This window comes from Pseudomonas yamanorum, assembly GCF_900105735.1.
GTDB lineage: Bacteria > Pseudomonadota > Gammaproteobacteria > Pseudomonadales > Pseudomonadaceae > Aquipseudomonas > Aquipseudomonas yamanorum.
Genome location: NZ_LT629793.1, coordinates 4,546,540 through 4,570,965, shown reverse-complemented (window position 1 = coordinate 4,570,965; position 24,426 = coordinate 4,546,540). Strand labels below are relative to the sequence as shown.

Below are 24,426 nucleotides of genomic sequence, written 5' to 3'. Positions count from 1 at the left end.
TTAGCGAACACCATCCTGGCGCAGAGCCGCCGGGGTGAAGTCGCTGGTGGTGGCAGTGAAGCCGAAGTCATAGGCCTGTTTCTCTTCGTTCTTCATGCCCAGTGCCAGGTAGCGGCCGGACTGCAGGTCGTAGAGGGTTTCGAGGGCGTACCACGGCACTTGCTTGTCGTAGTAGTTCTCGGCGTGGGCTTCAGCCACGCGCCACAGTTGGCCACGACCGTCGTAGTGGTCGATGACCGCAGCTTGCCAGGTGTCTTCGTCGATGAAGAAGTCACGCTTGGCGTAGATGTGGCGCTGGCCTTCCTTCAGGGTTGCAACCACATGCCACACACGGCGCAGCTCGTAGCGAGCCAGGTCCTGGTTGATGTGGCCGGCCTTGATGATGTCGACATACTTGAGCTTCGGATCGTCGAGTTTGTAGCTGTTTTCGGCGATGTACAGTTCCTTCTTGCCTTCCAGTTTCCAGTCGTAGCGGTCCGGTGCACCGTTGAACATGTCGAGGTTGTCGGAAGTCCGCAGGCCGTCTGCGGCGGTACCCGGGCCGTCATAGGACACTTGCGGCGCCCGGCGCACACGACGCTGGCCGGCGTTGTAGACCCATGCCGAACGCGGCTCTTTCACCTGGTCGAGGGTTTCGTGCACCAGCAGCACACCACCGGCCAGACGTGCCGGCGCGGTCACTTGCTGCTTGAAGTAGAACAGGATGTTGCCCGGGTTTTTCGGGTCGTAGTCCTTCATCTTGTCGCGGAACACGAACTGGTCGCGGAAGTACACCAGGCTGAAGGAGCCGTTGGTTTGCGGCGTGGCCTGGGTCACCAGGCGGGTCACGCTGCCGCCGCGATAGCGAGTGATGTGGTTCCAGATCACTTCAACGCCGCTTTTCGGAATCGGGAACGGTACGGCGGTTTCGAAGTTTTCCAGGCCGTTGCCGCCGGACACCAGGTTGGTGCTGGTGGCGTTTTTCTTGATGGCGGCGAACACATCAGCCGGCACCGTGGCGCCGCGATGGGTCGGGTAGACCGGCATCTTGAAGGTGTCCGGGTAGCGCTTGAACATCGCGTACTGCCCCGGCGCCAGCTTGTCCTTGTACTGCTCGACGTTCTGCGCGGTGATGGTGAATTGCGGTTGTTCGTTGGCGTACGGGTTGGCCAGGAAGCCACGGGCATCCACGGCGCCGGCGTTGGTGGGCAGTGGCGACCATTTAGGGATGGTGCCGGCCGCGTTGCCGGCCATTTCAGCGCCCATCGGGGTCAGGGTCGTACCGAGCTTGGCGGCTTCATCGGCCGAGACTGCCGCCATGACGCTACCCGCCATGATCGACAGCCCCAGCACACCCACCTGCAACAGATTTTTAGTTATTTTCATGTTCTGGTTCTTCCTTAAAACATACTGCTTAAAGAGAGTGTGCTTAGAAGTTCACGCCGACGCTCAAGGCGACAAAGTCGCGGTCGTCCACGGTGCTGTAGTCGCCACCAAAGAAGTTGGTGTAGGCCAGGCTCGCGGTGTAAGTGTTCTGGTACTCGGCGTCCAGCCCGAGGCTGATCGCCTTGCGGCCTTCCTCGAAGTTACCGCCAGGGCCAGGCGAGTAACCCTTAACGTCATGGGACCAGGCCACGTTGGGTTTGAGGTTGACGCCGGCAAACACATCCGGGTATTCCCAGATCGCACGGCCACGGTAGCCCCACGAAGTTGCAGTAGTGAAGCCGTCGTTGTTGCAACTGGTGTTCAGGCCGTTAGCATTGGGAAGGCCAGCACCTTGGGCGGTAGAGTTGTTCAAAGCCGCACACGCGCCGTTAGGCAGGGTACCCGGGCCAAACACCGGATCACGGCCATAGCGAACCTTGGACTTGCTCTCCAACCCACCGACATAGGTCATACCGACCTCACCCACCAGCGTCAGGCGGCTGGCGCCCATGACCTGGTCAAAGAAGTGGGTGAACGTGGTTTGGAGTTGAGTGATTTCCTTACGGCGATAACCATGCAAATCCTGGCCTGGTACACCGCTTAACAACGAAGCATCCTTGAGCACCGGGAAGCCCAGAGGGCGAACGCCGGCAAACAGGATGTCGGTGGAGTTCAACTGCACAGGCGCGTTGGGCCGGTAGCTCAACTCGCCGCTCCATGCCGTGCCGGTAGGCAACGTGGTGGAGAAACTCAAGCCAAAGAGGTGGATGTCTTCCGGATACTCAACGAAGTATTGCGAGTTGCCCGCCACCACCAGTGCAGCTGCCTGACCCAAAGGCCTGGCTCTGTCGTAGACCGACTGAGGCGCGCCGGTTGCACTGAAAATCGGCGCACGGCTGTGGTAGTTCATGTAGTAGGCGCCGAACTCGGTGTCCAGCGGCTCAAAGTTGTAGTGCATTGCGACGCCGTATTGGCCGCCGTCACGTGCGTTACGGTTCGGACCGCGGCGCACCAGGACGCCCTCGTCATTAACGTCGACGCCCAAGGCGGCCAAGCTCGGCAAAGCGGCCGGGTTGATCGTGGAACGCTTGTTCAACACCCGCAAATTATCGTTACAGCCGGTGGTAATGATGTCGGGCTGCGAGAAAAACGTGCCGCAGTTATCGGTCACGGTCTTGTCCCAACCGATCTGATAGAAGCCTTCAGCCGACAGGTTGTCGGTCAGCGTTTGCGACAGGTAGAACATGTTGACCGGAATCAGGCCCTCCTTGATCTCGGCCCCCGGACGACGGAATGCAGCCACGTCGATCGGGTTGATGGCGTTGATACCGCCACCAATGAACGTGCTCTCACCCCAGCTCACTACCTGCTTGCCCAACCGTACGGAACCCGGTTCATCACCAATCGAGTAGTTGTGGTAGACGAAGGCGTCGAGAATCTGCCCGCCGGAAGATCGGGCGCCTGTTGGGCGGTTGTTGTCGCTGATGTTCTTGAAATCGAGGTCGTCGTCTTTAAGCTTGAAGTCATACCAGTACTTGCCCCGGACAAACACGCCGGTGTCGCCGTATTTCAACTCAAGGTCATGGATACCCTTGAAGATCTTCGAGAAGGAATCACCTTTGTCGAAGTTCAGGTGACCGTCATCCGAGGTTTGCGACAACCCTCTGCCGCCGTTGTTGGCACCGATCAGGTCCTTGTTGCGACCCGCAGTCGACCAACTCGCCCCTACCGACAGGGACGAGTCGAAGCTGCCTTCGATTTCACCGATGTTGAAACTGACGCCGAATGCGGGCCCGGCGAGCGTAGAGGCGAGGCTGACGGCCAAAGGCAGTTTCGCCCGGCGCCAGAACTGGTGTGCTGAGATCATCGACGCTACTCCATGTGCATTATTGTTATGGCAGTGAGTCGTTTCTAAGGGCTTGTAACGGCCGGAATACAACAATTCCAATGCCGGGCGAACAGATGAACCCGCCAGGTTCACAGCACCGCACCTTGAAAAACTCTGGGATGAACTATAGCCAGCAGGGGGTAGCGCTTGATCCCTCTAAAGTGTGATTTGCATCACCAACCCGTCTGCCACAACCCTTTCGCCATGCTGGCGAAGACCAGCGCGGCAAGGATGGCTGAAAATTGGTAAATCACAAGTGAAGGGTTGGGCTAGAGCGCTGCCGTGCCCATGAGGGCACGGCAACCAGCGTCAGAGGGTCGAGAGGAAGGTGCTGTTGTTGGCCTGCCATTCGATGATGTCGATACGGATACGTTTTTTGTCGAGCTTGCCTACGCTGGTCTTGGGAATTTCCGTAACAACGGCGATCTGGCTTGGAATCGCCCACTTGCTCAAGTGACCCAACTCCACGAATGGCTTGAGATGTTCCTTGAGCTCCTTGGCCCCTATCACATGGCCATCACGCACCACCAGCAACGCAAACGGGCGTTCGCCCCACTGCGGGTCGGCAATCCCGACCACCGCTACTTCGCGTACCGCCGGGTGACGGCTGACCAGGTCTTCCAGCGCCAGGGAGGAGATCCATTCGCCGCCGGTCTTGATCACGTCCTTGATGCGGTCGCGAATATCGATCACGCCGAAGGCGTCGAGGGTGGCCACGTCGCCGGTGTGCATCCAGCCGCCGGCCCACAGCTCGGCGCCCTTCTCCGGCTCGTTGAAATAGCCTTCGCTGAGCCATGGCGCGCGCAGCACCAGCTCGCCCTGGGATTCGCCGTCGGCAGGCAGGAAGTTGCCGTCGCCGTCGATGATCGCAGCCTCCACCAGCGGCCCGGGCACGCCGGCCTTGATGCGGTAGGTGGTGCGTTCGTCTTCGGTGCCGGCCATCAATTCTTCATTGAGGTGGGCGCAGGACACCAGCGGCCCGGTCTCGGACATGCCGTACGCCGCCGTCAGCTGAATCCCGCGAGCCTTCGACGCTTCATACAGCGAACGATTGAGCGCGCTGCCGCCGATGACGATTTTCCAGCCGCCGAAATCCACGCCCTGGCCAGCCTTGGCGTTGAGCACCATTTGCAGGATGGTCGGTACGCAATGGGAGAACGTGACCTTCTCTTTACGCCACAACTCCACCAGGTATTCGGGGTCGTAGCGGCCAGGATAAACCTGCTTCAGGCCGAGCATGGTCGCCACATAGGGCAAGCCCCAGGCGTGCACATGGAACATCGGGGTGATCGGCATGTAGACGTCGTTGGTGCCCAGCAGGCGCACGCTGTCGACGCTGCCCATGATGGTCGCCACGCCCATGGTGTGCAGCACCAGTTGGCGATGGGTGAAATACACGCCTTTGGGATTGCCGGTGGTGCCGGTGGTGTAGAAGGTGGTGGCGACGGAGTTTTCGTCGAAGTCCTGGAAATCGTAGCGAGGGCTTGCTGCTGCCAGCAGCGTTTCATACTCACCTACGAGGTTGGGCAGCTCGGCGGTTTTGTCCGCGCCATCAGTGAGTAGCAGGGTTTTGTCGACGGTGGTGAGGTGGCCGGCGATAGCTTGGTAAAGGCCCACAAACTCACTGTTGACCAACACAAAGCGGTCCTCGGCGTGGTTCATGGTGTAGAGAATCTGCTCCGGCGACAGGCGCACGTTGATGGTGTGGATCACCGCGCCAATCATCGGGATGGCAAACATGCATTCCAGGTAGCGATGGCTGTCCCAGTCCATCACAGCCACCGTGTCACCGGCCTTGACCCCGGCCTCGGTCAGCACATTGGCCAGGCGGGCGACGCGCTCGATCAGGGTCGGATAGGTGTAACGCAACTGGTCGCGGTAGACGATTTCCCGGGTCTTCTCGTAGCGTGTCCCGGACATCAACAGGCGTTTGATCAACAGCGGGTATTGGTAGGCGCCTTCGGCGGGCGGGATAACACGAGTCTGCAACATACGAATCCCTTATCTGACTGCACGGTCTTGGCTGAAACATCTGCACTTTAGAGCGCTTATGTTTCAGCCAAATCAGCCAAAGGAATGATTTGCAGAGCCCAATGAATGCTAGCTTTGCGCCAGCATCCGGCTTATTTCATGCTGGTAAACGCCAGCTTCACACCGATCGCAATCAGCACCGCGCCCATGGTGCGGTCGAACCAGTGGCCCATGCGTGCAAAACCGGCACGCACGCGTTGCTGGCTGAACAGCATGGCAACCAGGCAAAACCAGATCGCGGTCGCCACGGCCAGGTACAGTCCGTAACCGGCCTGGATCGCCAGCGGCGTGTGGGGATTGATCACCACGGTGAACAGCGACAGGAAGAACAGCGTGGCCTTGGGGTTCAAGCCGTTGGTGACGAAACCGGAGGTGAACGCGCCACGGGCGGTACGCTCACCCACTTCCAGGTGCAGGTCTTCTTCACTGGCAGGCTTGGCCGGCTGGGCGCGCAGGGCCTTGAAGCCGATGTACAGCAGGTAGGCCGCCGCCGCCCATTTCAATGCGTTGAACAACACGATGGACTGGGACACGATCAAGCCGATGCCCAGCAGCGAATACCCCACGTGGAGGAAAATCGCCGAACCGACGCCCAATGCCGTCCAGGTGCCGGCGCGCCGGCCATGGGTCACGCTTTCACGCACCACCACGGCGAAATCCGGGCCAGGGCTGGCCACCGCCAACAGGTGAATCAGTGCCACGGTCAAGAACTCGGTGAGGTACATGCACACTCCTGGAAGTAACTGATTATTTCATCTGATAGGCTCGGCAGATTACGCCTTCGAACCTCGCCGCAAAAGGTACAGTTGATAATGAACAATCGCCGCGCCGTCTTCCTTGATCACCCTTCCCTGGACCTCGGGGACCTGGACCTCAGCGGGTTGCGGGCACTCTTCAGCGAGCTGAGCCTGCACCAGCAGACCACACCCGAAAACATTATCGAACGCCTGCAAGGCGCGCAGGTGGCGATCAGCAACAAGATCGCGCTGAATGCCGAGACCCTGGCGGCCTGCCCCGAGCTGAAGCTAATCCTGGTGACCGCCACCGGCACCAACAACGTCGACCTCGCTGCGGCCCGCGCCCACGGCGTTACCGTGAGCAATTGCCAGGGTTACGGCACGCCATCGGTGGCGCAGCATACGATCATGTTGCTGCTCAATCTGGCGACACGCCTGAACGACTATCAGCGAGATGTGCAGGCGGGGCTCTGGCAACAAGCCAAGCAGTTCTGCCTGCTGGACTATCCGATCGTTGAGCTGGAAGGCAAAACCCTCGGGCTGCTGGGCCATGGCGAATTGGGCGGTGCCGTTGCGCGCCTGGCTGAAGCCTTTGGCATGCGCGTGATCCTGGGTGCGATTCCTGGCCGCCCGGCTCGTGCCGATCGCGTGCCGCTGGACGAGTTGCTGGCGCAGGTCGACGCGCTGACCCTGCACTGCCCGCTCAACGAACACACCCGCGACTTTATCGGTGCCCGTGAACTGGCGCTGCTCAAGCCCGGTGCGTTTATCGTCAACACGGCCCGCGGTGGCTTGATCAACGAACAAGCGCTGGCGGATGCCTTGCGCAGCGGTCATTTGGGCGGCGCGGCAACCGATGTATTGAGCGTGGAACCCCCGGTCAACGGCAACCCGTTGCTGGCCGGCGACATCCCGCGCTTGATCGTCACCCCCCACAACGCCTGGGGCAGCCGCGAAGCCCGGCAGCGGATCGTCGGCCAATTGATCGAAAACGCTCAGGGCTTTTTCAGCGGCGCCCCGCTGCGGGTCGTCAGTTGATAAACTGCGCCCCTTTTCAAGGAGCAGACCATGGATCCGCGCAGTGAAGTACTGCTTCGCCAGGCCGAACTTTTTCAAGGCGACGTGCTGCTGGTGGGCTTGCCCGCCGACGACCTGCTGGGCCGCCTGCCCAACGCCCATGGCTGGAGCTGGCACGCCGGCGACCAGGCCGCGCTGGACGCGCGTTTTGCCGAGCGCAGCCAGTTCGGCGTGAACGTGCCCGAGCGTTCGTTCGACACGGCGGTGGTGTTCCTGCCCAAGTCCAAGGACCTCACCGATTACCTGCTCAATGCCGTGGCGGCGCGTTTGCCCGGCAAAGAGTTGTACCTGGTCGGGGAAAAGAAAGGCGGTATCGAAAGTGCGGCCAAGCAACTGAACCCGTTCGGCAAACCGCGCAAGCTCGACAATGCGCGGCACTGCCAGTTGTGGCTGGTCACGGTGGCCAACGCCCCCGAGCCGGTTGAGCTGGAAAGCCTGGCGCAGGTGTTCGAGGTGCCGCTGGCTGAAGGGCCGCTCAAAGTGGTGAGCCTGCCGGGCGTGTTCAGCCATGGTCGTCTGGATCGCGGTACCGCATTGCTGCTGGAGCATCTGGACAAGTTGCCGAGCGGTCACTTGCTGGATTTCGGTTGTGGGGCGGGCGTGCTTGGAGCCGCCGTGAAACGTCGCTATCCGCATAACACGGTGACGATGCTCGACGTGGATGCTTTTGCCGCCGCCAGCAGTCGCCTGACCTTGGCCGCCAACGGTCTGGAAGCCGAGGTGTTGACCGGTGATGGCATCGACGCAGCGCCGATGAATCTGAACACGATTTTGAGCAACCCACCGTTCCATGTCGGAGTGCACACCGATTATTTCGCTACGGAGAACTTGCTGCGAAAAGCGGCCAAACATCTGGCAAAAGGCGGCGAACTGCGCTTGGTAGCGAACAGCTTCCTGAAGTATCAGCCGCTGATTGAAGAGCATCTTGGCGTCTGCGCAATCAAGGCAGAAGGCCAGGGTTTCCGCATTTACCGTGCCAAGCGCGGCTGAAATCTTTTTCCGAAAGAAGGCTTGCCGAATGGATTTTGCCTAGGCAGAATCCGCTCCGTCCTAGGGGAGTAGTCTCCCACGAGCGCCACGCTCGTCCGGCATACGTCAACATACTTGGTCAACAGACCATGGCGTATGCGACCCAGGAGTCCGCACAGACGGACCGGGGTTTGACAAGACCTATGACACGAACACCTTACCCGGGGCGGGAAGGCTGTACGTGTCATAGCCGTGTCGACCCGCCCCTGGAACTTACCTGATGCTGGATTCTCTGCTCGTCCCTACCGCAATCGTTGCCTTGGCCGAAATTGGTGACAAGACGCAACTGCTCGCACTCGTTCTCGCTGCACGCTTTCGCAAACCCTGGCCGATCATCGCCGGCATCATTGCCGCGACCCTCGCCAACCATGCGGCCGCCGGCGCCGTGGGGGCCTGGTTCGGGAGTTTCTTCTCGGATGCGGTGTTGCACTGGATCCTCGCGGCGAGTTTCTGTGCCACGGCGCTCTGGACCCTGGTGCCCGACAAACTCGACGATGACGAAACCAGTACTGCACGCAAGTTCGGCCCCTTCCTGACTACCCTGATCGCGTTCTTCCTCGCGGAAATCGGCGACAAGACCCAGATCGCTACCGTGATGCTCGCGGCGCAATACCCGGAACTGTGGCTGGTGATTATCGGCACGACCCTGGGCATGTTGATTGCCAACGTACCGGTGGTGCTGGCGGGGAATTTTGCCGCGGACAAACTGCCGCTGACGCTGATTCGTCGACTGGCGGCTACGGCGTTTTTCATCCTGGCCATTGTTGCGGTGTACAAGGCCATGCAGAGCAGCGGCTGGATCTAAACGCAACCCCATATGGGGGCTGGGCTTGAGTGGGAGCTGGCTTGCCTGCGATAGCATCACCTCGGTGCAACTGACACACCGAGGTGCCTGCATCGCGGGCAACCCCGGCTCCCACACAAGCCGGGCTCCCACATTCAGATTTGCATTTCAGTCTTATAAATCAGGATTTTTTCGCCTGCTGATACAACGGCATCACCTTCGGAATAGCCGCCTGCAAGGAGGCGATCCGGCTGCTGGAAGCCGGGTGAGTACTCATGAATTCAGGTGGCGAGCCTTCCGAAGCCTTGGCCATTTTGTTCCACAGGGTAATCGCCGCGTTCGGGTTGTAGCCGGCACGCGCCGACAACTCCAGGCCGATCAGGTCCGCTTCGTTTTCATTGCTGCGGCTGTTGGGTAAGGTCATGCCGTAGTTGGCCACGGTATCAGCCAGCGCCATGCTGTCCTGACCGAGGCCGAACAACGCACCAGCCCCCTGCTTCGCCATTTCGATACCGTATGCCTTGGACATGGCTTCGCGGCCGTGTTCACGCAAGGCATGGGCAATTTCATGGCCCATCACCGCGGCGAGTTCGTCGTCGGTCAGTTTGAGATTGTCGATCAACGCGCTGTAGACAAAGATCTTGCCGCCTGGCCCGCAGTTGGCGTTCATCTCGTCACTTTTGATCAGGTTCACTTCCCACTTCCACTGCGCTGCATCCGGGCGGAACGTGGGTGCCTGGGCGATCAAGCGGTTGGCAATCGCCTGCACGCGCTTGGCGTTGGCGCTGGTCTTGTCCACCAGGCCTTTGCCGCTGGCTTCACCCAGGGTCTGCTGGTACGACTGCGCATACATCTGGTCGACTTCCTGACTCGACAACATGCTGAACATGTATTGCTTGCGCTCAACGCCCACGGCGCCGCCGCTGGTGGTGTTGACCGACTGGCAACCGGCGAGCAATACCGACACGCCCAATGCACATACCGCTACTGTCTTTTTCATCAACCTTCTCCCTGAAAACATGGCGCGTATCGTAGTCGGCCAATTGTATCGGCGCCAGATACAACAGACGTGTAGCCGCCTGATTTCAGACATATCCCACACTGCCGCAAAAAATTCATAAACCGTTGGCGACCATCCCATTTGCGACATTCGCCAATCCGGCACAGTCATTTTGAGGGGATCGCCCTCATGTCTCCCCCGCTCGTGGCCGATATAAACAAGCAGCCAATCTCCCCTGCGCTCGGAGCCGTCATGAAGTTCAAGTCCATTCAATTTTCTGTCGCAGCCCTGGCCGGGGCCATTGTCCTGAGCGTGGTAGCGGTGTTGGTGCTGTACGCCTTGTTCGCCGGCGCGCGCACCCAAGACATGGTGCAGGAACGCACCCAGGGGCAATTCGAGCAGATCATCGAGCAGCGCCTGACCGCGCTGGCGCAAACCCAGGCGACGCTGATCCAGCGTGAACTGGAAGCGCCACTGGTGACGGCCAAAGGCCTGGCCACCACCAACGCCCTGATGGGCATGAAGGACGCCAGCGGCAACCCCCAACTGGCAGTTTCCCGCGAACAACTGATCAACCTGATCCACGAAACCGTGGTGCGCAACCCGAAGATTCTCGGCGCCTATATTGGTTGGGAAGCCAACGCCATCGACCACAACGACGCCGCCTACGTGAACAGCCCGGTAGTCGGTATCGAAACCAACGGTCGCTTCCTGCCCTGGTGGTTCCGTAATGCCGACGGCAGCCTGGGCCTGGATAAACTGGCTGACGTGGCGGACCAGACCATCCTGTCCACCGGTGTGCGCGCCAGTGAGTACTACCTGTGCTCCAAGGAAAGCAAAAAGCCCTGCGCCATCGACCCGGCCCCCTACAAGGTGGGCAACGCAATGGTGATGCTCGCTTCGTTTATCGAACCGATCATGATCGACGGCACCTTCCAGGGCATCGTCGGTGCCGACCTGTCGGTGAACTTCATCCAGGAAATGCTCACCAAGGCTGATCAGAATTTGTACAACGGCGCCGGTGAACTGGCGCTGATCTCGAGCAACGGCCGCCTGGTGGCCTATACCAAGGACGCCAGCAAGCTGGGGGAAAAAGCCAGCGACCTGCTCGACAGCAACGAGCTGTCCAACCTCGGCCAGTTGAAGATCGGCGAAGTACGTTACGACGTGGATAAGGAACACGGGCATATCGAGTTGTTCCTGCCGTTCAACATCGGCCAGACCGATGCCCGCTGGACCTTGATGCTGCAACTGCCCTTGAGCGCGGTAATGGCGGACTTGCAGGCGATGCAACACGACCTGGACGCCCAGCGCAAAACCGATATTTTCGGTATGGCCGTGGCCGGTCTGCTCATCGCCGGCATTGGCTTGCTGGTGATCTGGCTGGTGGGCCACGGGATTGCCCGGCCGCTCAAGCAAATGGTGGCGATGCTCAATGACATCGCCCAGGGCGAAGGTGACCTGACCCGGCGCCTGACCAGTGATCGCGCCGACGAACTGGGGGCGATTGCCAGCGGCTTCAATACATTCCTGGCCAAGTTGCAGGGAATGATTACCCAAGTGGTGAGTTCGGTGCAGAAGGTCAGCGACTCGTCGGAGCACACCGCCGACATCGCGATTCGCACCAACCAGGGCGTGCACAAGCAAATGATCGAGATCGACCAGGTAGCCACCGCCGTGCACGAGATGACCGCGACCGCCCAGGACGTGGCGCGCAACGCCACCCAGGCTGCACAAGCCGCCAGCCACGCTGATCAAGCGGCGAGCCAGGGCATGCAGATTGTGCGCGACACCTCCACCTCCATCGGTGCCCTCGCCGAGGAAATCGGCAAGGCGGTCGGTGTGGTGCAGGCGCTGGCCAAGGACAGCGAAAACATCAACGCCATCCTTACGGCGATTCGCGGGATTGCCGAGCAGACCAACCTGCTGGCGCTCAACGCAGCGATCGAAGCCGCACGGGCCGGAGAACAGGGACGCGGGTTTGCAGTGGTGGCCGACGAGGTGCGCAATCTCGCACAGAAGACTCAGAAGGCCACTGAAGAAATCCAGACCATGATCCAGCAATTGCAGCAAGGCACCCGCGACGTGGTGCAGGTGATGGAAGACAGCCAGAACCGTACCGATGAAAGCGTGCAACATGCGGCCAAGGCGGCTCAGGCACTGGAGACCATTACCCAGGCGGTGTCGGTGATCAACGACATGAACACCCAGATCGCCAGCGCCGCCGAGGAACAGAGCGCGGTGGCCGAGGACATTAACCGTAACGTGATCAATATCGGGCAGGTGGCCAATGAAGTGGCAGGCGGGGCGGATGAATCGAGTGCAGCCAGTGCGGACCTGACCAAGCTGGCGGAGCAGCAGCGGCGGTTGATCAATCAGTTCAAGGTTTAAGTCAAGCGGCGCCCTTTCGGGCGCCTTCGCGAGCAAGCCCGCTCCCACATTCGACCGCATTCCTTCAGTTGAAATGCAATCAAACGTGGGAGCGGGCTTGCTCGCGAAGAGGCCGGCCGATTCAACACAACGCTCAACCCGGAGTCAGGCACTCCGGTCCATTCAGCTTCGGATCGTTGACCATATTGGCCAGCACTCGCTCGCGCAACGCGGAGGGTTCACTGGCCAACAAAGCCTGCAAGGTGTGCAACGGCGTCTCGGGGTTCAACCAGGCTGCCTGCCCCGCCGCATCCAGAATCAACGGCCGGCGCTGACTCTGCGCCGCCTGGGTCACCACCGCCGTGCTCAGCCACACCTGTTCCTGCACCGGATACGCTTCCCAGATCGCCGCAAAGAACAGCGTGCTGCCCTCTCCCGGCGTCAGCCAGTACGGGCGCTTGCGCTGGGTGCCGCGCCATTCGTAGAACCCATTGGCCGGCAACAGGCAGCGGCGCTGGCGAAAGGCTTCGCGAAACATCGGTTGCTCTGCCAGGGTTTCTGCGCGGGCATGGGCAGGCGTGCGCGAGAGATCGGTCAACCAGGGCGGCGTCAGGCCCCAGCGCGCTCGCGCCAGGGTGTGCTGGCCGTCGCTGAGGCGCTGGATCAGCACCGAATCATTGGGGGAGATGTTCCACTGGGCCTGCTGGTCGGCCGGAAAGCCCGGCAAGGCAGCAAACGCAGGGTTCCAGCGAAACAGGGCATAACGTCCACACATGGGGCAACACGACTCTTGGAGAAACTGGCCGACAGCCTAACAGACCAACACGTCGGGGAAGCTGTCGGGTTCATCACCGGGCAGCGGTTGCGCACCGTTGTAGGCAGTGATCAGCTCACGGGCATAAGCGGCCTGGTCGTTCTCCACCGCCAGGGCCAGCAGGCCATAAATCGGTAATTCGCCAGTGCCACCGAGCAAATCGCGCCCTACCAGATGCGCGGTGATGCCCTCGCTTTCGAGCATGCCTTGCAGCAGCTCGCCTTCCATCAGGTTTTCCGGTTCGTAGATTCGCTGCATGGGCGTACCTTTATTCGTTCTCGCTGCGCACGTTGAGCATCCATTCGTCGCCATGAACCTGCAGTTCGAAAACGATGGGCCGGCAGCACACCGGGCAATCTTCTATATATTCCTGATCGCCTGCCGACAGGTCCAGTAACGCCGTGACTACCTCGCCACAATAAGGACATTCGTACGACTCCTCTTCCATCGCGGTCTCCAAGGTGACTTGTGCGTATAATCGCCGGTCTATTTACAGGGCTATTTTTCGTCCCGGTCAATTGCCCGGACCACGCCCTGATATTTATTGTTCCAAACCTTTACTTACCCTAGCCGTTTCTAACAAGAGAGCATGATGGGCGAATTCGATACCATCCGACCTTACAACGACAGCGAAGTCCCGGCAGTGCTGGCCCGACTGTTCAGTGACAAGGCCTTTCTGGACATCCTGACCCACTTTCGCTTTCCGCGCTTTGCTGGCGCCTTCGGCTGGCTGCTCAAGCCGATGATCGCCCATAAACTGCGCCGTGAGTTTGCCGGCGTCACCACCGTGGCCACGCTACAGGACAAAGTCGAGTTTTACGTCGACCACACCATCGAGCGCGCGACCGACGGGGTGACTTATACCGGCGTCGAGCAGTTCAAGTCCGGCAGCGCCTACCTGTTCCTGGCCAACCACCGCGACATCGTGATGGACCCGGCCTTCGTCAACTACGCCGTGTACCACGCCGGCCTGCCCACGCCACGTATCGCCATCGGTGACAACCTGCTGCAAAAGCCGTTTGTCAGCGACCTGATGCGCCTGAACAAGAGTTTCATCGTGCACCGCTCGATTACCGGGCGCAAAGAGAAGATGGCGGCTTATCAACTGCTGTCGGCGTACATCAACCATTCGATTCGCAATGACTGCCAGTCGATCTGGATCGCCCAGGCCGAAGGCCGCGCCAAGGATGGGGATGATCGCACCGAGTCGGCGATCCTCAAGATGTTCCACATGAGCCGCAAGGACGAGCCGTTCGCCGAGGTCATTCAGTCACTGAACCTGACGCCGGTGTCCATCAGCTACGAATATGACCCGTGCGACGCAGCCAAGGCCCGCGAACTGTACATCCGCGCCACCACCGGCACCTACAGCAAGGCGCCGGGGGAAGATGACGTGAGCATTGCCCTGGGTATCACCGGCTACAAGGGCCGGGTGCACGTCAACTTCGCGCCGCCGATCACCCAGGCTTTCGAAGACACCAAGCTATTGGCGATCGAAATGGACCGGCAGATTCTGGGCGGTTATCGGTTGTTCCCGGTGCATTACCTGGCGTACGCCCAATGGAGCGATGCCGACCCGCAATTGCAGGTGCCGACCGCAGCCGAGGTATTCCCGGCGGACGAGCTGGCCAAGGCGAAAGCGGAGTGGGAGCGGCGCTTGAATGCGTGCCCGGCCGAGCATCGGCCGTATCTGGTGCTGCAATACGCGACGCCGGTGAGGAATCAGTATCGGGTCAAGGCCGGGATTGCCCTGTAACCCGGTACCAGCAACAGCGCAAACCTAATGTGGGAGCGGGCTTGCTCGCGAAGGCGGTGGATCAGCCAATCATGTATTGACTGACACCGCGCTTTCGCGAGCAAGCCCGCTCCCACATTTGTTTTAGGGTGTTCTTACAATCGGGTACTGAACAAGGACACCAGCAACGCCAGCCCGAGCCAGACAAACCCCAGCCGGTAGAACAGGCGATGGGTACGCTGGGTCAGCACATCAAGAAACAGCATCGGTTGATCAATGGCCCGCAGTTCGCTTTGCGCGGCAAGCCTGGCTATCGCGCGCTGTTCCCGCAGGCGTGTGACAAACAGCAGCCAAGCCGCCGGGCAGGCCAGCAACAGGGCAAGGGAATTGAGCAGTAGTGCGGTCAGCGACATCGCAAACCTCGATGTATCAGTGTCTTGGTATCAATCCAGATACAAACCTGAATGATATGCGCCGCCTGCGCGTCATTACTCCTTCCCCATTGACGGCTAATGTATCCAGTAATTTACAGCGTCACCTGAACGTCACCTTAACAAGCCACTCTGTTGCCCTTCGAAAGCCCGGGAGCTTGTCATGTTGCACGCGCAGAACCAGGATCGGCTGTATCTGATTGCCCCAAGTGATGAGCAAGAGGCGCTGGTAGGCGGCCTCGCGTTCAATGTGCAGGACCGCCACTGGCTGGTGTATTGCGCCCTCGGCGGGCATCAGCATGCCGACCTGCCGGAGCTGGATTTGCTCACTGGAGTGAGTGTGCTGGACTTTTATGTCGAAACGGCTGCATGAAAACTACAGGCGTAAAAAAACCGGGCTCATCGCTGAGCCCGGTGATCGTTCCCACGCGCCGCAAAGGAATGCCGACTGGGGCGCTCCGCGCCCGCCTGACGGTTACTGCGAGCTGAGTAGCGAACCGATGCTCGGGTCCTTGAACAGGCGCGTCAGGGCATCGCTCAACACGTCGCTGACCAGCTTGGTGTTGGTTTCCTGGTTCGGCGCCATACCGAAGCGCTGGTCCAGGGAAGCGCCGTAACGGCCGCTGTAGCGACGGGTACCGGCAGTCACGTCGGACTTGAAGGTTGCGCCGATGGTGGCTTCAGTCACGTACAGGCCTTCCTTGGGCGACTGATACTTCAGCTCGGCCAGGGTGATGGTCAGTTGTGGAGCACCTGGCGAGTTGGACGGGGTGAAGCCCAACAGGCGCACGGCCGCTTCGGCCTGGGCTTGCAGCTTGGGCAGCACGTCCGCACCGGTCACCGTAATGGCGCTGGTTTCCGGGTACAGGCCGCCACGGGTGCCGAGGGTCGGCGACGGACGCCCATCAACCACACGCACCGACACCGGCTGGCCATGGCCGACAGGCGCCAACTGGGTGGTGATTTTCGGTTGCGGGCTGAGTTGTTGCGGGCTGTGGGCGCAGCCAACCAGGGTCAAACTGGTCACAGTGATCAAACCGAACAACAGGCGTTGCAACATACTCATTTCTCCAGGACTAGATGCAAACAGGGCGCCAGTATAACGGTGAGCGCTCGCCACTCACCAGAATTCCTGAACGGCGCCTGAACTGTCGGCGAAATTACAATTTTCACACAGAACCGTCACCCCACTGTCATGCCAGACTGCCAACCTTCGCAGCATGTAACGAACCGGGTACACAACCATGCGCCTTCTCAAATCTTTGTTCTTTTCCCATGCCAGTCATCGTCACTTTGCACTGCTCGATGCCCATGGCTGCTGCCAGGCTTTCAAACAGTGCAGCCTGCCGCCCGTCGGCGAAGGCTGGGTCGAAGTCGAAGAGACTCGCCTGAGCTGGATGCACCGCCCGCTGCCGGCCAGCGCCCGCATCAACCCACGGGTTTCGCAGCCACAGCAACGGCATGTGTTGGCCTCCTGACCAGACTGCTAATAAAAGTCATTAAACACGCCCATTTGCGCGCATTTCTTCGCTACAATCTCCCCCCGATTATAAGGACGTCTCCTGATCGGGCCTCGCAGCATCGCTAATGCACTTGTGTTAGCTCCCCGCACCGCCCACAGAGAGCCGCCCACACAGATCGAGTGAAGCTGGCGAGCTTGCTGTTTTCTCTGCAAACCATCGTCTTTACCCGAATCTGCCAGAGCTGCCATGCGCTCGGCCACTTGAGTTGTTTGCCCGTTTTGCCGCTTGCCGGCAGTTATTTCGGGCCAGGTGCCAGGCTGGGGCAGCCCTTTTTTGAGGTTCACGTCTTCAAAAGAGCGTGAAAAAAACGGGTTTTCACAACTTCACAAGAGTGTGGCGAGCAAATGAATAGTTTTGCGTTTGTACAAGCACCATCAGCGTCTGGAACAGCCCCACCACACAGGACCGAGCACTCCTCAAAAACCGGAGTTTGAAGCCTGTCCGCTACGGATTTGGTTGCACGATCGGACGAGCTTGACCATAAGTCGAATTGCCACAGGTGCCCTTAAATGCGTTCATACGCAGATCAGGCCCGGTCGGCAGCGTCCGCTTGCGATAAATTGCGAAGAATCGGACATGGCGATCCTGGCCATGGGTAACCTGGGGCATCACGTGAACCGCCCCGTCACTCCTGGCAGCCATGCCGTCAATTTGGTGCTGCAGATTTTGGAGACGCGTTAAATGGCGCATAACGAAGCAGTCGACGTAGTACTGGTAGGTGCGGGCATCATGAGTGCCACCCTCGCCGTACTGCTCAAAGAGCTCGACCCCGGCCTCAAGCTGGAAGTCGTTGAGCTGATGGATTCGGGTGCCGCGGAAAGTTCCAACCCGTGGAACAACGCCGGTACCGGCCACGCCGGGCTGTGTGAGCTGAACTACACACCGCAGGCCGCTGACGGCTCCATCGACATCAAGAAAGCTGTGCACATCAACACCCAATTCGAGGTGTCGAAGCAGTTCTGGGCTTACTTGACCAAGAAAGGCACCTTTGGCTCGTCCAAGTCCTTTATCAGCCCCGTGCCGCACCTGAGTTTCGTGCAGGGCGAGAAAGGCGTGTCGTTCCTCAAGAAGCGTTTTGAAACCCTCAGCCAGCACCACGCGTTCTCGGACATGTACTACACCGAAGACCGCAGCGAAATGGCCGAGTGGATGCCGCTGATGATGCCCGGCCGCCCCCTGGACGAAAAAATCGCTGCCACCCGCGTGATGAACGGCACCGACGTCAACTTCGGCGCCCTGACCAACCAACTGCTCTCGCACCTGACCAGCGCACCGGATGCCCAGGTCAAGTACAGCAAGCGCGTCACCGGCCTCAAGCGCAACGGCGCCGGCTGGACCGTGAGCATCAAGGACGTCAACAGCGGCAACTCCCGTGATGTGGACGCCAAGTTCGTGTTCCTCGGCGCCGGTGGCGCGGCCCTGCCGCTGCTGCAAGCCTCGGGCATCGAAGAAAGCAAAGGCTTCGGCGGTTTCCCCGTAAGCGGCCAGTGGCTGCGTTGCGACAACCCGGAAGTGGTCAAGCACCACCAGGCCAAGGTCTACAGCCAGGCGGCCGTGGGTTCGCCACCCATGTCGGTGCCGCACCTGGACACCCGTGTGGTCGATGGCAAGAAGTCCCTGCTATTCGGGCCATACGCCGGCTTCACCACCAAGTTCCTCAAACACGGTTCGTTCCTTGACCTGCCCCTGTCGATTCGCGCCGGCAACATCGGCCCGATGCTGGCCGTGGCCCGGGACAACATGGACCTGACCAAGTACCTGGTCAGCGAAGTGCGCCAGTCCATGGAACAGCGCCTGGAATCCCTGCGTCGCTTCTACCCTGAGGCGAAAGCCGAAGACTGGCGCCTGGAAGTGGCCGGCCAACGGGTGCAGATCATCAAGAAAGACCCGAAGAAAGGCGGCGTGCTGCAATTCGGTACCGAGCTGGTTGCGGCAAAAGACGGCTCGTTGGCCGCCTTACTGGGCGCATCCCCGGGCGCTTCGGTGACGGTGTCGATCATGCTGGAACTGATCGAACGCTGCTTCCCGACCAAAGCGGCCGGTGAATGGGCTGCCAAGCTGCACGAGATCTTCCCGGCTCGGGAAAAGGTCCTGGAGACCGATGCCGAGCTGTATCGCAAGATCAACACGCAGAACAACATCAGCCTGGAACTGGTTGAGCAGAGCAGCGAGACCGAAAGCTACGCTTGAGCGTCGTGACGCAGAGCGTCAGTGGATGCATTCCCACGCAGAGCGTGGGAACGAAAAAACGCCCCGAATGGGGCGTTTTTTTCGTCTGTAGCAATCAGCCGCGGGCTTGTTCGATCAGCTCGATGTACTCAGCGGCGTTGCGCTGGTCCTTGATCACTTCAACGAAGGTCTGGCCATGCTCATCCTTGCCATCGAGGTCCAGGCCGGCTTCCTTGAAAAACCCCAGGAAGCGTTCAAAGTCGTCGATACGCAGGCCACGGTAAGCCTTGATCAGCTTGTGCAGGGACGGCGAAGTGGCGTCTACCGGCTCGAAATCCAGGAACAGCTTGATTTGCTCGTCGCCGATTTCATCACCAATCACCTGTTTCTTATCTTTACGCATTACCGACTCCAGCCTGCAGACATTTACACGGGAAAAGCAGTTTACCTGCGGCACAGCGGCTTCGAAAGCTACGCGAACCAATGTGGGAGCTGGCTTGCCTGCGATAGCGGTGGGTCCGCTGGCCCATCTGTTACTGATGCATCGCTATCGCAGGCAAGCCAGCTCCCACATTGACTGTATTTACACCGCCGAATCCGCGTCGGCTGGATTATTTGGGGCGAACGGCGCCGGTGTGCAAATCGGCCCAGATATGGCCATTGGCGTAACTGAGGAACTGCACATACACCGTGTCGTTGCGCAGCAAATCGACGATGACCCGGTACTGGGTCATCGGGTACGACAAGGTCAGCGTTTTGCTTTTATCGTCGAACACCGGCTTTTTCAGGCTTTTGCTTTCGGCATCAAAGTTTAGGATCACCTGGGTGATGGTCGCGCCCTTGTTCAGGGACTTGCCCTTGAGGCGGATCATCAACGGTGAGGTCACCGGAATCGGCTGCTGGGTGGATTGGCGCTGGTTACCCACCACCACCGAATACTCGGTGACTTGCAGCAATTGTTGCTGGTCCGGAGCTTCGGCGCGCAGGGTCAGGTCGTCGGGAGGCAGGAATTGGCTATGCAGCGGCGCCGGAGCGGCCGCCAGGGGCAAACTGAGGGTCAGCGCCAGGGCGGCGCAACTGCGGATCAAAAGGCGCATGGGCCGCTCCGTGGAAGATGGCCCAGCACTTTAGCTCAATCGAACTGGGCAAGCATCCAGCGCTGATACTCAGCCACTTCAGCATCGCCTTCACGGGGAGCCCAACTGGCCAGCTCACCCTCGCCCACCGGTCGATACGGTCCGGCTTTGCATTCGAACATCAAGGTATCGGGCTCCAGCACCACCAGGCCGTGAAACACACCGGGCGGCAAATCGACACCCTGGCACTCACCGCCCGCCTGCATCACGCGCTTGGCCAGCACCTCGCCGGTCTCGCTGAAAATCAACAAGCCGAGACGGCCCTTGAGCACCAGCAAGGTTTCCGCCTTATCGGCACTCAAATGACGATGAGGCGGCACATAGGTGTTGGGCTGCATCGCGACGGCCATGCGATGGCATGGCTCTTCCATCTGGTGAAAGTTGTGGTGATGCCGGCCACGAGGACTGTCAGCCGCTTTCTCGGCCAACTCCGCAAACAGCGTTTGATCAAGAAAGCTTGCCATTGATTACATCCCCTTAACGGCGTAGATCCCATTGGCATTACGCCAGTAGCCTTTGTAGTCCATGCCGTAACCGAAGATGTAGCGGTCAATGCAAGGCAGGCCCACGTAATCGGCCTTCAGGTCCGGACGGGCCTTGCGGTCGTGGTCCTTGTCGATCAGCACGGCGGTGTGCACTTTCCGCGCGCCAGCGTGTTTGCAGAAGTCGATGATCGCGCCCAGGGTGTGCCCTTCGTCGAGGATGTCGTCGATGATCAGCACATCGCGGTCGATGAACGAGACTTCCGGCTTGGCTTTCCAGAACAGGTCGCCGCCGCTGGTTTCGTTGCGATAGCGGGTGGCGTGCAGGTAGGACGCTTCCAGCGGGAATTGCAGATGGGTGAGCAATTTACCGGCGAAAATCAGGCCACCGTTCATCACGCAAAAGACCACCGGGTTGGTGTCGGCCATTTCGCGGGAGATGTGCGCGCCGACCTTGGCGATGGCCTCTTCGACTTGCGCTTCGGTGTACAGGCAGTCAGCCTCGCGCATGATTTGACGGATATGCTCGAGATCAGCGGACATGGCGCTCTCCAAGGGGGTGCTGTGGCAAGAAAAGCGGGCAAAGGTACGCATGTGAGGCGCAACGTTCAAGCCTTAATGGACTAACGTACTAGATGTCTATAGGACAACACCCTCGGATAGATTAATCTAGGCCGGTTTTTTTGCCCGCCGCCGGAGCCTTTCCCCATGCCCATCCGTGAGATCCGCCACCCGCTGATCCGACATAAACTCGGCCTTATGCGCCGCGCCGACATTAGCACGAAGAACTTCCGCGAGCTTGCTCAGGAAGTCGGAGCGCTGCTCACCTACGAGGCGACCAAAGACCTGCCCCTGGAAAACTACGAGATCGCCGGTTGGTGTGGTCCCGTCCAGGTCGAGAAAATCGCCGGCAAGAAGATTACCGTGGTGCCGATCCTGCGTGCCGGTATCGGCATGCTCGAAGGCGTACTCAGCCTGATCCCGGGCGCCAAGGTCAGCGCCGTGGGCGTGGCCCGCAATGAAGAGACACTGCAGGCCCACACCTACCTGGAAAAACTCGTACCGGAAATCGACGAGCGCCTGGCGATGATCATCGACCCGATGCTCGCCACCGGCAGCTCGATGGTTGCCACCATCGACCTGCTGAAAAAAGCCGGTTGCAAGGACATCCGCGCCATGGTGCTGGTAGCCGCTCCCGAAGGCATCGCCGCCGTCGAGAAAGCCCACCCGGACGTGCTGATCTACACCGCCTCGATCGATGAACGCCTGAACGAACACGGCTACATCATCCCGGGCCTGGGCGACGCCGGCGACAAGATCTTCGGTACCAAGCAGAAGGACGCGTGACCATGCAGGATGAATTCAACGACCCGCTTTGGCGCCAGATCCTGTCTGGCGCACAGATGCTCTTCGTAGCATTTGGCGCGCTGGTGTTGATGCCGCTGATCACCGGTCTCGATCCAAACGTCGCCCTGTTTACCGCAGGCTTGGGCACCTTGTTGTTCCAAGTGGTCACCGGGCGCCAAGTCCCGGTGTTCCTGGCGTCGAGCTTTGCGTTTATCACCCCGATCATTCTCGCCAAAGGCCAATTCGGCCTCGCGGCGACCATGGGCGGCGTGATGGCGGCAGGTTTCGTTTACACCTTCCTGGGGCTGGCGGTGAAGATCAAGGGCACCGGTTTCATCGACCGGTTGCTGCCGCCGGTGGTGATCGGGCCGGTGATTATCTCCATCGGCCTGGCCATGGCGCCGATTGCCGCCAACATGGCAATGGGCAAGGCGGGTGACGGTAGCGAGTTGATCCACTACCAAACCGCCATGCTGATCTCGATGCCGGCGCTGCTGACCACGTTGATCGTCGCGGTGTTCGGCAAAGGCATTTTCCGCCTGGTGCCGATCATCTCCGGCGTGCTGGTGGGTTTCGCCATGTCGTTCTACTTCGGTGTAGTCGACACGGCGAAGATCGCTGCCGCACCGTGGTTCGCCCTGCCCCACTTCACCGCGCCGGAATTCAACTGGCAGGCGATCCTGTTTATCGTCCCGGTAGCCCTGGCCCCGGCCATCGAACACATCGGTGGTGTGATTGCAGTGGGCAGCGTGACCGGTCGCGACTACCTGAAGAAGCCTGGCCTGCACCGCACGCTATTGGGTGATGGTATCGCCACCACCGCTGCCGGCCTCTTCGGCGGCCCGCCCAATACGACCTACGCGGAAGTGACGGGCGCCGTGATGCTGACCAAGAACTACAACCCGAAAATCATGACCTGGGCGGCGGTATTTGCCATCAGCCTGGCGTTTATCGGCAAGTTCGGCGCGCTGCTGCAAAGCATTCCAGTCCCGGTAATGGGCGGGATTCTATGCCTGCTGTTCGGCTCGATTGCCGCGGTGGGGATGAACACCCTGATCCGCCACAAGATCGACCTCGGCGAAGCACGCAACCTGGTGATTGTGTCGGTAACCCTGGTGTTCGGGATTGGCGGTGTGCTGGTAGGTACCGGCACCGGCCCGGATGACTTTGGCCTGAAGGGCATTGCCTTGTGTGCGGTGGTAGCGATTGCGTTGAATCTGCTGCTGCCGGGCAATGACGGCTGGAAGAACAAGAAGCCGGATGAGCCGTTGCTGTAAGGCTTTAGCTTTTTGGTGTTGCTGATGGCCTCATCGCGGGCAAGCCCGGCTCCCACAGGGGACTGCATTCTTTCTGACAATGCATTCCAATGTGGGAGCTGGGCTTGCCCGCGATGGGGCCTGTTCAGTCAATGAAGATTACAGCTCGCCCAACGCATCGATCAGCGCCTGGTTCTGCTCAGGCGTGCCGATGCTGATCCGCAGGAACTGGGCAATCCGCTCCTGCTTGAAGTGCCGCACGATCACCCCTTGTTCCCGCACCTTGGCTGCCAGCCCGGCAGCGTCGTGCCGTGGGTGACGGGCAAAGATGAAGTTGGCCGCAGACGGCAACACTTCAAACTCCTTGACCTGCAACTGCCCCACCAGCTTTTCACGGCTGTCGATCACTCGCTGGCAAGTGTCCTGAAAGTGCTCACGGTCTTCAAACGCGGCGGCCGCACCGACAATCGCCAGACGGTCCAGCGGGTAGGAGTTGAAGCTGTTCTTGACCCGCTCCAGCGCCTCGATCAGGTCCGGATGGCCCACGGCCAGGCCCACCCGCAAACCGGCCAGTGAGCGCGATTTGGAAAGGGTTTGGGTCACCAGCAGGTTCGGGTAACGGTCCACCAGGCTGATGGCGGTTTCGCCACCGAAGTCGATATAGGCTTCATCCACCACCACCACCGAGTCCGGGCTGGCCTTGAGGATTTGCTCCACGGCATCGAGGGCCATCAAGCAGCCGGTCGGCGCGTTCGGGTTGGGGAAGATGATCCCGCCGTTGGGCCTGGCGTAGTCCGACACGCGAATCTGGAACTGCTCATCCAGCGGCACTGCATCGAACGTAATGCGGTAAAGCCCGCAGTACACCGGGTAGAAGCTGTAGCTGATGTCCGGGAACAGCAACGGCAGGTCGTGCTGGAACAAACCGTGGAAGATGTGCGCCAGGACTTCATCGGAACCGTTGCCGAGGAACACCTTGCCCGCATCGATCCCGTAATACTTCGCCACCGCCTGCTTGAGCAGGTCGCTGTTGGGGTCCGGGTACAAACGCAGGTTGTCGTTCAGCTCGGCCTGCATGGCCGCCAGCGCCTTGGGCGATGGGCCGTAGGGGTTTTCATTGGTGTTGAGTTTCACCAGCTTGGTCAGCTTCGGTTGCTCACCGGGCACGTAAGGCACGAGATCCTTGACGAGCGGGCTCCAGAATTTACTCATG

Annotated in this window: 25 protein-coding genes, 1 pseudogene and 1 riboswitch; of the genes and pseudogenes, 11 read left to right on the top strand and 15 right to left on the bottom strand. The window is 60.1% G+C overall.

The window, feature by feature from the left end; genetic code table 11:
• From BLU46_RS21515 to BLU46_RS21500, 4 genes are all read right to left on the bottom strand, one after another.
• The gene (locus tag BLU46_RS21515) at positions 1 to 1,365 is read right to left on the bottom strand and encodes a DUF1329 domain-containing protein (RefSeq protein WP_003216172.1); all 1,365 of its coding nucleotides are present in this window, start codon (positions 1,363 to 1,365) and stop codon (positions 1 to 3) included.
• Between the two features lie 43 nt (positions 1,366 to 1,408).
• Positions 1,409 to 3,271, bottom strand: a complete 1,863-nt coding sequence (locus BLU46_RS21510; protein WP_063027189.1) for a DUF1302 domain-containing protein — start codon at positions 3,269 to 3,271, stop codon at positions 1,409 to 1,411.
• 330 nt (positions 3,272 to 3,601) lie between these two features.
• Complete coding sequence (locus tag BLU46_RS21505) at positions 3,602 to 5,284, bottom strand: fatty acid--CoA ligase (protein ID WP_063027188.1); 1,683 nt, start codon at positions 5,282 to 5,284, stop codon at positions 3,602 to 3,604.
• A 131-nt stretch (positions 5,285 to 5,415) separates the two neighbouring features.
• On the bottom strand, positions 5,416 to 6,048 hold the full coding sequence (locus tag BLU46_RS21500; RefSeq protein WP_063027187.1) for a LysE family translocator: 633 nt from the start codon (positions 6,046 to 6,048) through the stop codon (positions 5,416 to 5,418).
• An 87-nt stretch (positions 6,049 to 6,135) separates the two neighbouring features.
• Between BLU46_RS21500 and BLU46_RS21495 the strand changes: the two genes are divergently transcribed.
• From BLU46_RS21495 to BLU46_RS21485, 3 genes are all read left to right on the top strand, one after another.
• Positions 6,136 to 7,098, top strand: a complete 963-nt coding sequence (locus BLU46_RS21495) for a 2-hydroxyacid dehydrogenase (protein ID WP_256124611.1) — start codon at positions 6,136 to 6,138, stop codon at positions 7,096 to 7,098.
• 30 nt (positions 7,099 to 7,128) lie between these two features.
• On the top strand, positions 7,129 to 8,127 hold the full coding sequence (locus tag BLU46_RS21490; RefSeq protein WP_063027185.1) for a class I SAM-dependent methyltransferase: 999 nt from the start codon (positions 7,129 to 7,131) through the stop codon (positions 8,125 to 8,127).
• 50 nt (positions 8,128 to 8,177) lie between these two features.
• A riboswitch (yybP-ykoY riboswitch) is annotated at positions 8,178 to 8,299 on the top strand.
• An 87-nt stretch (positions 8,300 to 8,386) separates the two neighbouring features.
• The gene (locus BLU46_RS21485) at positions 8,387 to 8,971 is read left to right on the top strand and encodes a TMEM165/GDT1 family protein (protein WP_017477707.1); all 585 of its coding nucleotides are present in this window, start codon (positions 8,387 to 8,389) and stop codon (positions 8,969 to 8,971) included.
• Positions 8,972 to 9,131: 160 nt separating this feature from the next.
• On the opposite strand, the gene BLU46_RS21480 is transcribed toward BLU46_RS21485, so the two are convergent.
• Complete coding sequence (locus BLU46_RS21480; RefSeq protein WP_093205227.1) at positions 9,132 to 9,950, bottom strand: M48 family metallopeptidase; 819 nt, start codon at positions 9,948 to 9,950, stop codon at positions 9,132 to 9,134.
• Positions 9,951 to 10,139: 189 nt separating this feature from the next.
• Between BLU46_RS21480 and BLU46_RS33575 the strand changes: the two are divergent.
• Positions 10,140 to 11,483 (top strand): annotated as a pseudogene (locus BLU46_RS33575) (HAMP domain-containing protein); the annotation flags it as partial.
• 15 nt (positions 11,484 to 11,498) lie between these two features.
• Positions 11,499 to 12,341 (top strand): methyl-accepting chemotaxis protein, encoded by an 843-nt coding sequence (locus tag BLU46_RS33570; protein WP_408003278.1) that lies wholly within the window; start codon positions 11,499 to 11,501, stop codon positions 12,339 to 12,341.
• Positions 12,342 to 12,474: 133 nt separating this feature from the next.
• Here the strand turns inward: BLU46_RS33570 and BLU46_RS21470 are convergent, their stop codons facing one another.
• Genes BLU46_RS21470 through BLU46_RS21460 form a run of 3 tightly spaced genes read right to left on the bottom strand, consistent with a single transcriptional unit; the run spans position 12,475 to position 13,582 of the window.
• On the bottom strand, positions 12,475 to 13,095 hold the full coding sequence (locus tag BLU46_RS21470) for an SOS response-associated peptidase (protein ID WP_093205215.1): 621 nt from the start codon (positions 13,093 to 13,095) through the stop codon (positions 12,475 to 12,477).
• Between the two features lie 36 nt (positions 13,096 to 13,131).
• Positions 13,132 to 13,392 carry a putative signal transducing protein gene (locus tag BLU46_RS21465; protein ID WP_017477710.1) on the bottom strand — a complete coding sequence of 87 codons (261 nt, stop codon included), beginning with the start codon at positions 13,390 to 13,392 and terminating at the stop codon, positions 13,132 to 13,134.
• 10 nt (positions 13,393 to 13,402) lie between these two features.
• Entirely contained in the window at positions 13,403 to 13,582 is a 180-nt protein-coding gene (locus BLU46_RS21460) for a CPXCG motif-containing cysteine-rich protein (RefSeq protein ID WP_017477711.1), read from the bottom strand.
• Between the two features lie 144 nt (positions 13,583 to 13,726).
• Between BLU46_RS21460 and BLU46_RS21455 the strand changes: the two genes are divergently transcribed.
• Positions 13,727 to 14,890, top strand: coding sequence for a 1-acyl-sn-glycerol-3-phosphate acyltransferase (locus tag BLU46_RS21455; protein ID WP_017477712.1), 1,164 nt, complete (start codon positions 13,727 to 13,729; stop codon positions 14,888 to 14,890).
• Positions 14,891 to 15,024: 134 nt separating this feature from the next.
• Here BLU46_RS21455 and BLU46_RS21450 read toward each other — a convergent pair whose 3' ends face one another.
• Positions 15,025 to 15,282 (bottom strand): hypothetical protein, encoded by a 258-nt coding sequence (locus BLU46_RS21450; RefSeq protein WP_063027179.1) that lies wholly within the window; start codon positions 15,280 to 15,282, stop codon positions 15,025 to 15,027.
• A 181-nt stretch (positions 15,283 to 15,463) separates the two neighbouring features.
• On the opposite strand from BLU46_RS21450, the gene BLU46_RS21445 reads away from it, so the two are divergent.
• Entirely contained in the window at positions 15,464 to 15,673 is a 210-nt protein-coding gene (locus BLU46_RS21445) for a hypothetical protein (RefSeq protein ID WP_008434269.1), read from the top strand.
• Positions 15,674 to 15,775: 102 nt separating this feature from the next.
• Here BLU46_RS21445 and BLU46_RS21440 read toward each other — a convergent pair whose 3' ends face one another.
• Entirely contained in the window at positions 15,776 to 16,360 is a 585-nt protein-coding gene (locus tag BLU46_RS21440) for a YajG family lipoprotein (RefSeq protein ID WP_003216157.1), read from the bottom strand.
• 184 nt (positions 16,361 to 16,544) lie between these two features.
• On the opposite strand from BLU46_RS21440, the gene BLU46_RS21435 reads away from it, so the two are divergent.
• Together BLU46_RS21435 and mqo are read left to right on the top strand one after the other, a co-directional pair.
• On the top strand, positions 16,545 to 16,778 hold the full coding sequence (locus BLU46_RS21435) for a hypothetical protein (RefSeq protein WP_063027177.1): 234 nt from the start codon (positions 16,545 to 16,547) through the stop codon (positions 16,776 to 16,778).
• Positions 16,779 to 17,504: 726 nt separating this feature from the next.
• The gene (mqo, locus tag BLU46_RS21430; protein ID WP_093205211.1) at positions 17,505 to 19,013 is read left to right on the top strand and encodes a malate dehydrogenase (quinone); all 1,509 of its coding nucleotides are present in this window, start codon (positions 17,505 to 17,507) and stop codon (positions 19,011 to 19,013) included.
• A 94-nt stretch (positions 19,014 to 19,107) separates the two neighbouring features.
• Here the strand turns inward: mqo and BLU46_RS21425 are convergent, their stop codons facing one another.
• From BLU46_RS21425 to BLU46_RS21410, 4 genes are all read right to left on the bottom strand, one after another.
• Complete coding sequence (locus BLU46_RS21425; protein ID WP_063027173.1) at positions 19,108 to 19,395, bottom strand: PA4642 family protein; 288 nt, start codon at positions 19,393 to 19,395, stop codon at positions 19,108 to 19,110.
• A 208-nt stretch (positions 19,396 to 19,603) separates the two neighbouring features.
• On the bottom strand, positions 19,604 to 20,089 hold the full coding sequence (locus BLU46_RS21420) for a hypothetical protein (protein ID WP_093205206.1): 486 nt from the start codon (positions 20,087 to 20,089) through the stop codon (positions 19,604 to 19,606).
• Between the two features lie 35 nt (positions 20,090 to 20,124).
• Entirely contained in the window at positions 20,125 to 20,592 is a 468-nt protein-coding gene (locus BLU46_RS21415; protein WP_063027169.1) for a WbuC family cupin fold metalloprotein, read from the bottom strand.
• Positions 20,593 to 20,595: 3 nt separating this feature from the next.
• Positions 20,596 to 21,153, bottom strand: a complete 558-nt coding sequence (locus BLU46_RS21410; RefSeq protein ID WP_003216150.1) for a hypoxanthine-guanine phosphoribosyltransferase — start codon at positions 21,151 to 21,153, stop codon at positions 20,596 to 20,598.
• A gap of 165 nt (positions 21,154 to 21,318) precedes the next feature.
• Between BLU46_RS21410 and upp the strand changes: the two genes are divergently transcribed.
• Together upp and BLU46_RS21400 are read left to right on the top strand one after the other, a co-directional pair.
• Complete coding sequence (upp, locus tag BLU46_RS21405) at positions 21,319 to 21,957, top strand: uracil phosphoribosyltransferase (protein ID WP_003216149.1); 639 nt, start codon at positions 21,319 to 21,321, stop codon at positions 21,955 to 21,957.
• 2 nt (positions 21,958 to 21,959) lie between these two features.
• A complete protein-coding gene (locus tag BLU46_RS21400; RefSeq protein ID WP_010170563.1) occupies positions 21,960 to 23,234 on the top strand; it encodes a uracil-xanthine permease family protein in 1,275 nt (424 codons plus the stop codon).
• 138 nt (positions 23,235 to 23,372) lie between these two features.
• Here the strand turns inward: BLU46_RS21400 and hisC are convergent, their stop codons facing one another.
• The gene (hisC, locus tag BLU46_RS21395) at positions 23,373 to 24,425 is read right to left on the bottom strand and encodes a histidinol-phosphate transaminase (RefSeq protein ID WP_093205202.1); all 1,053 of its coding nucleotides are present in this window, start codon (positions 24,423 to 24,425) and stop codon (positions 23,373 to 23,375) included.
• Between the last annotated feature and the right edge of the window lies 1 nt (position 24,426).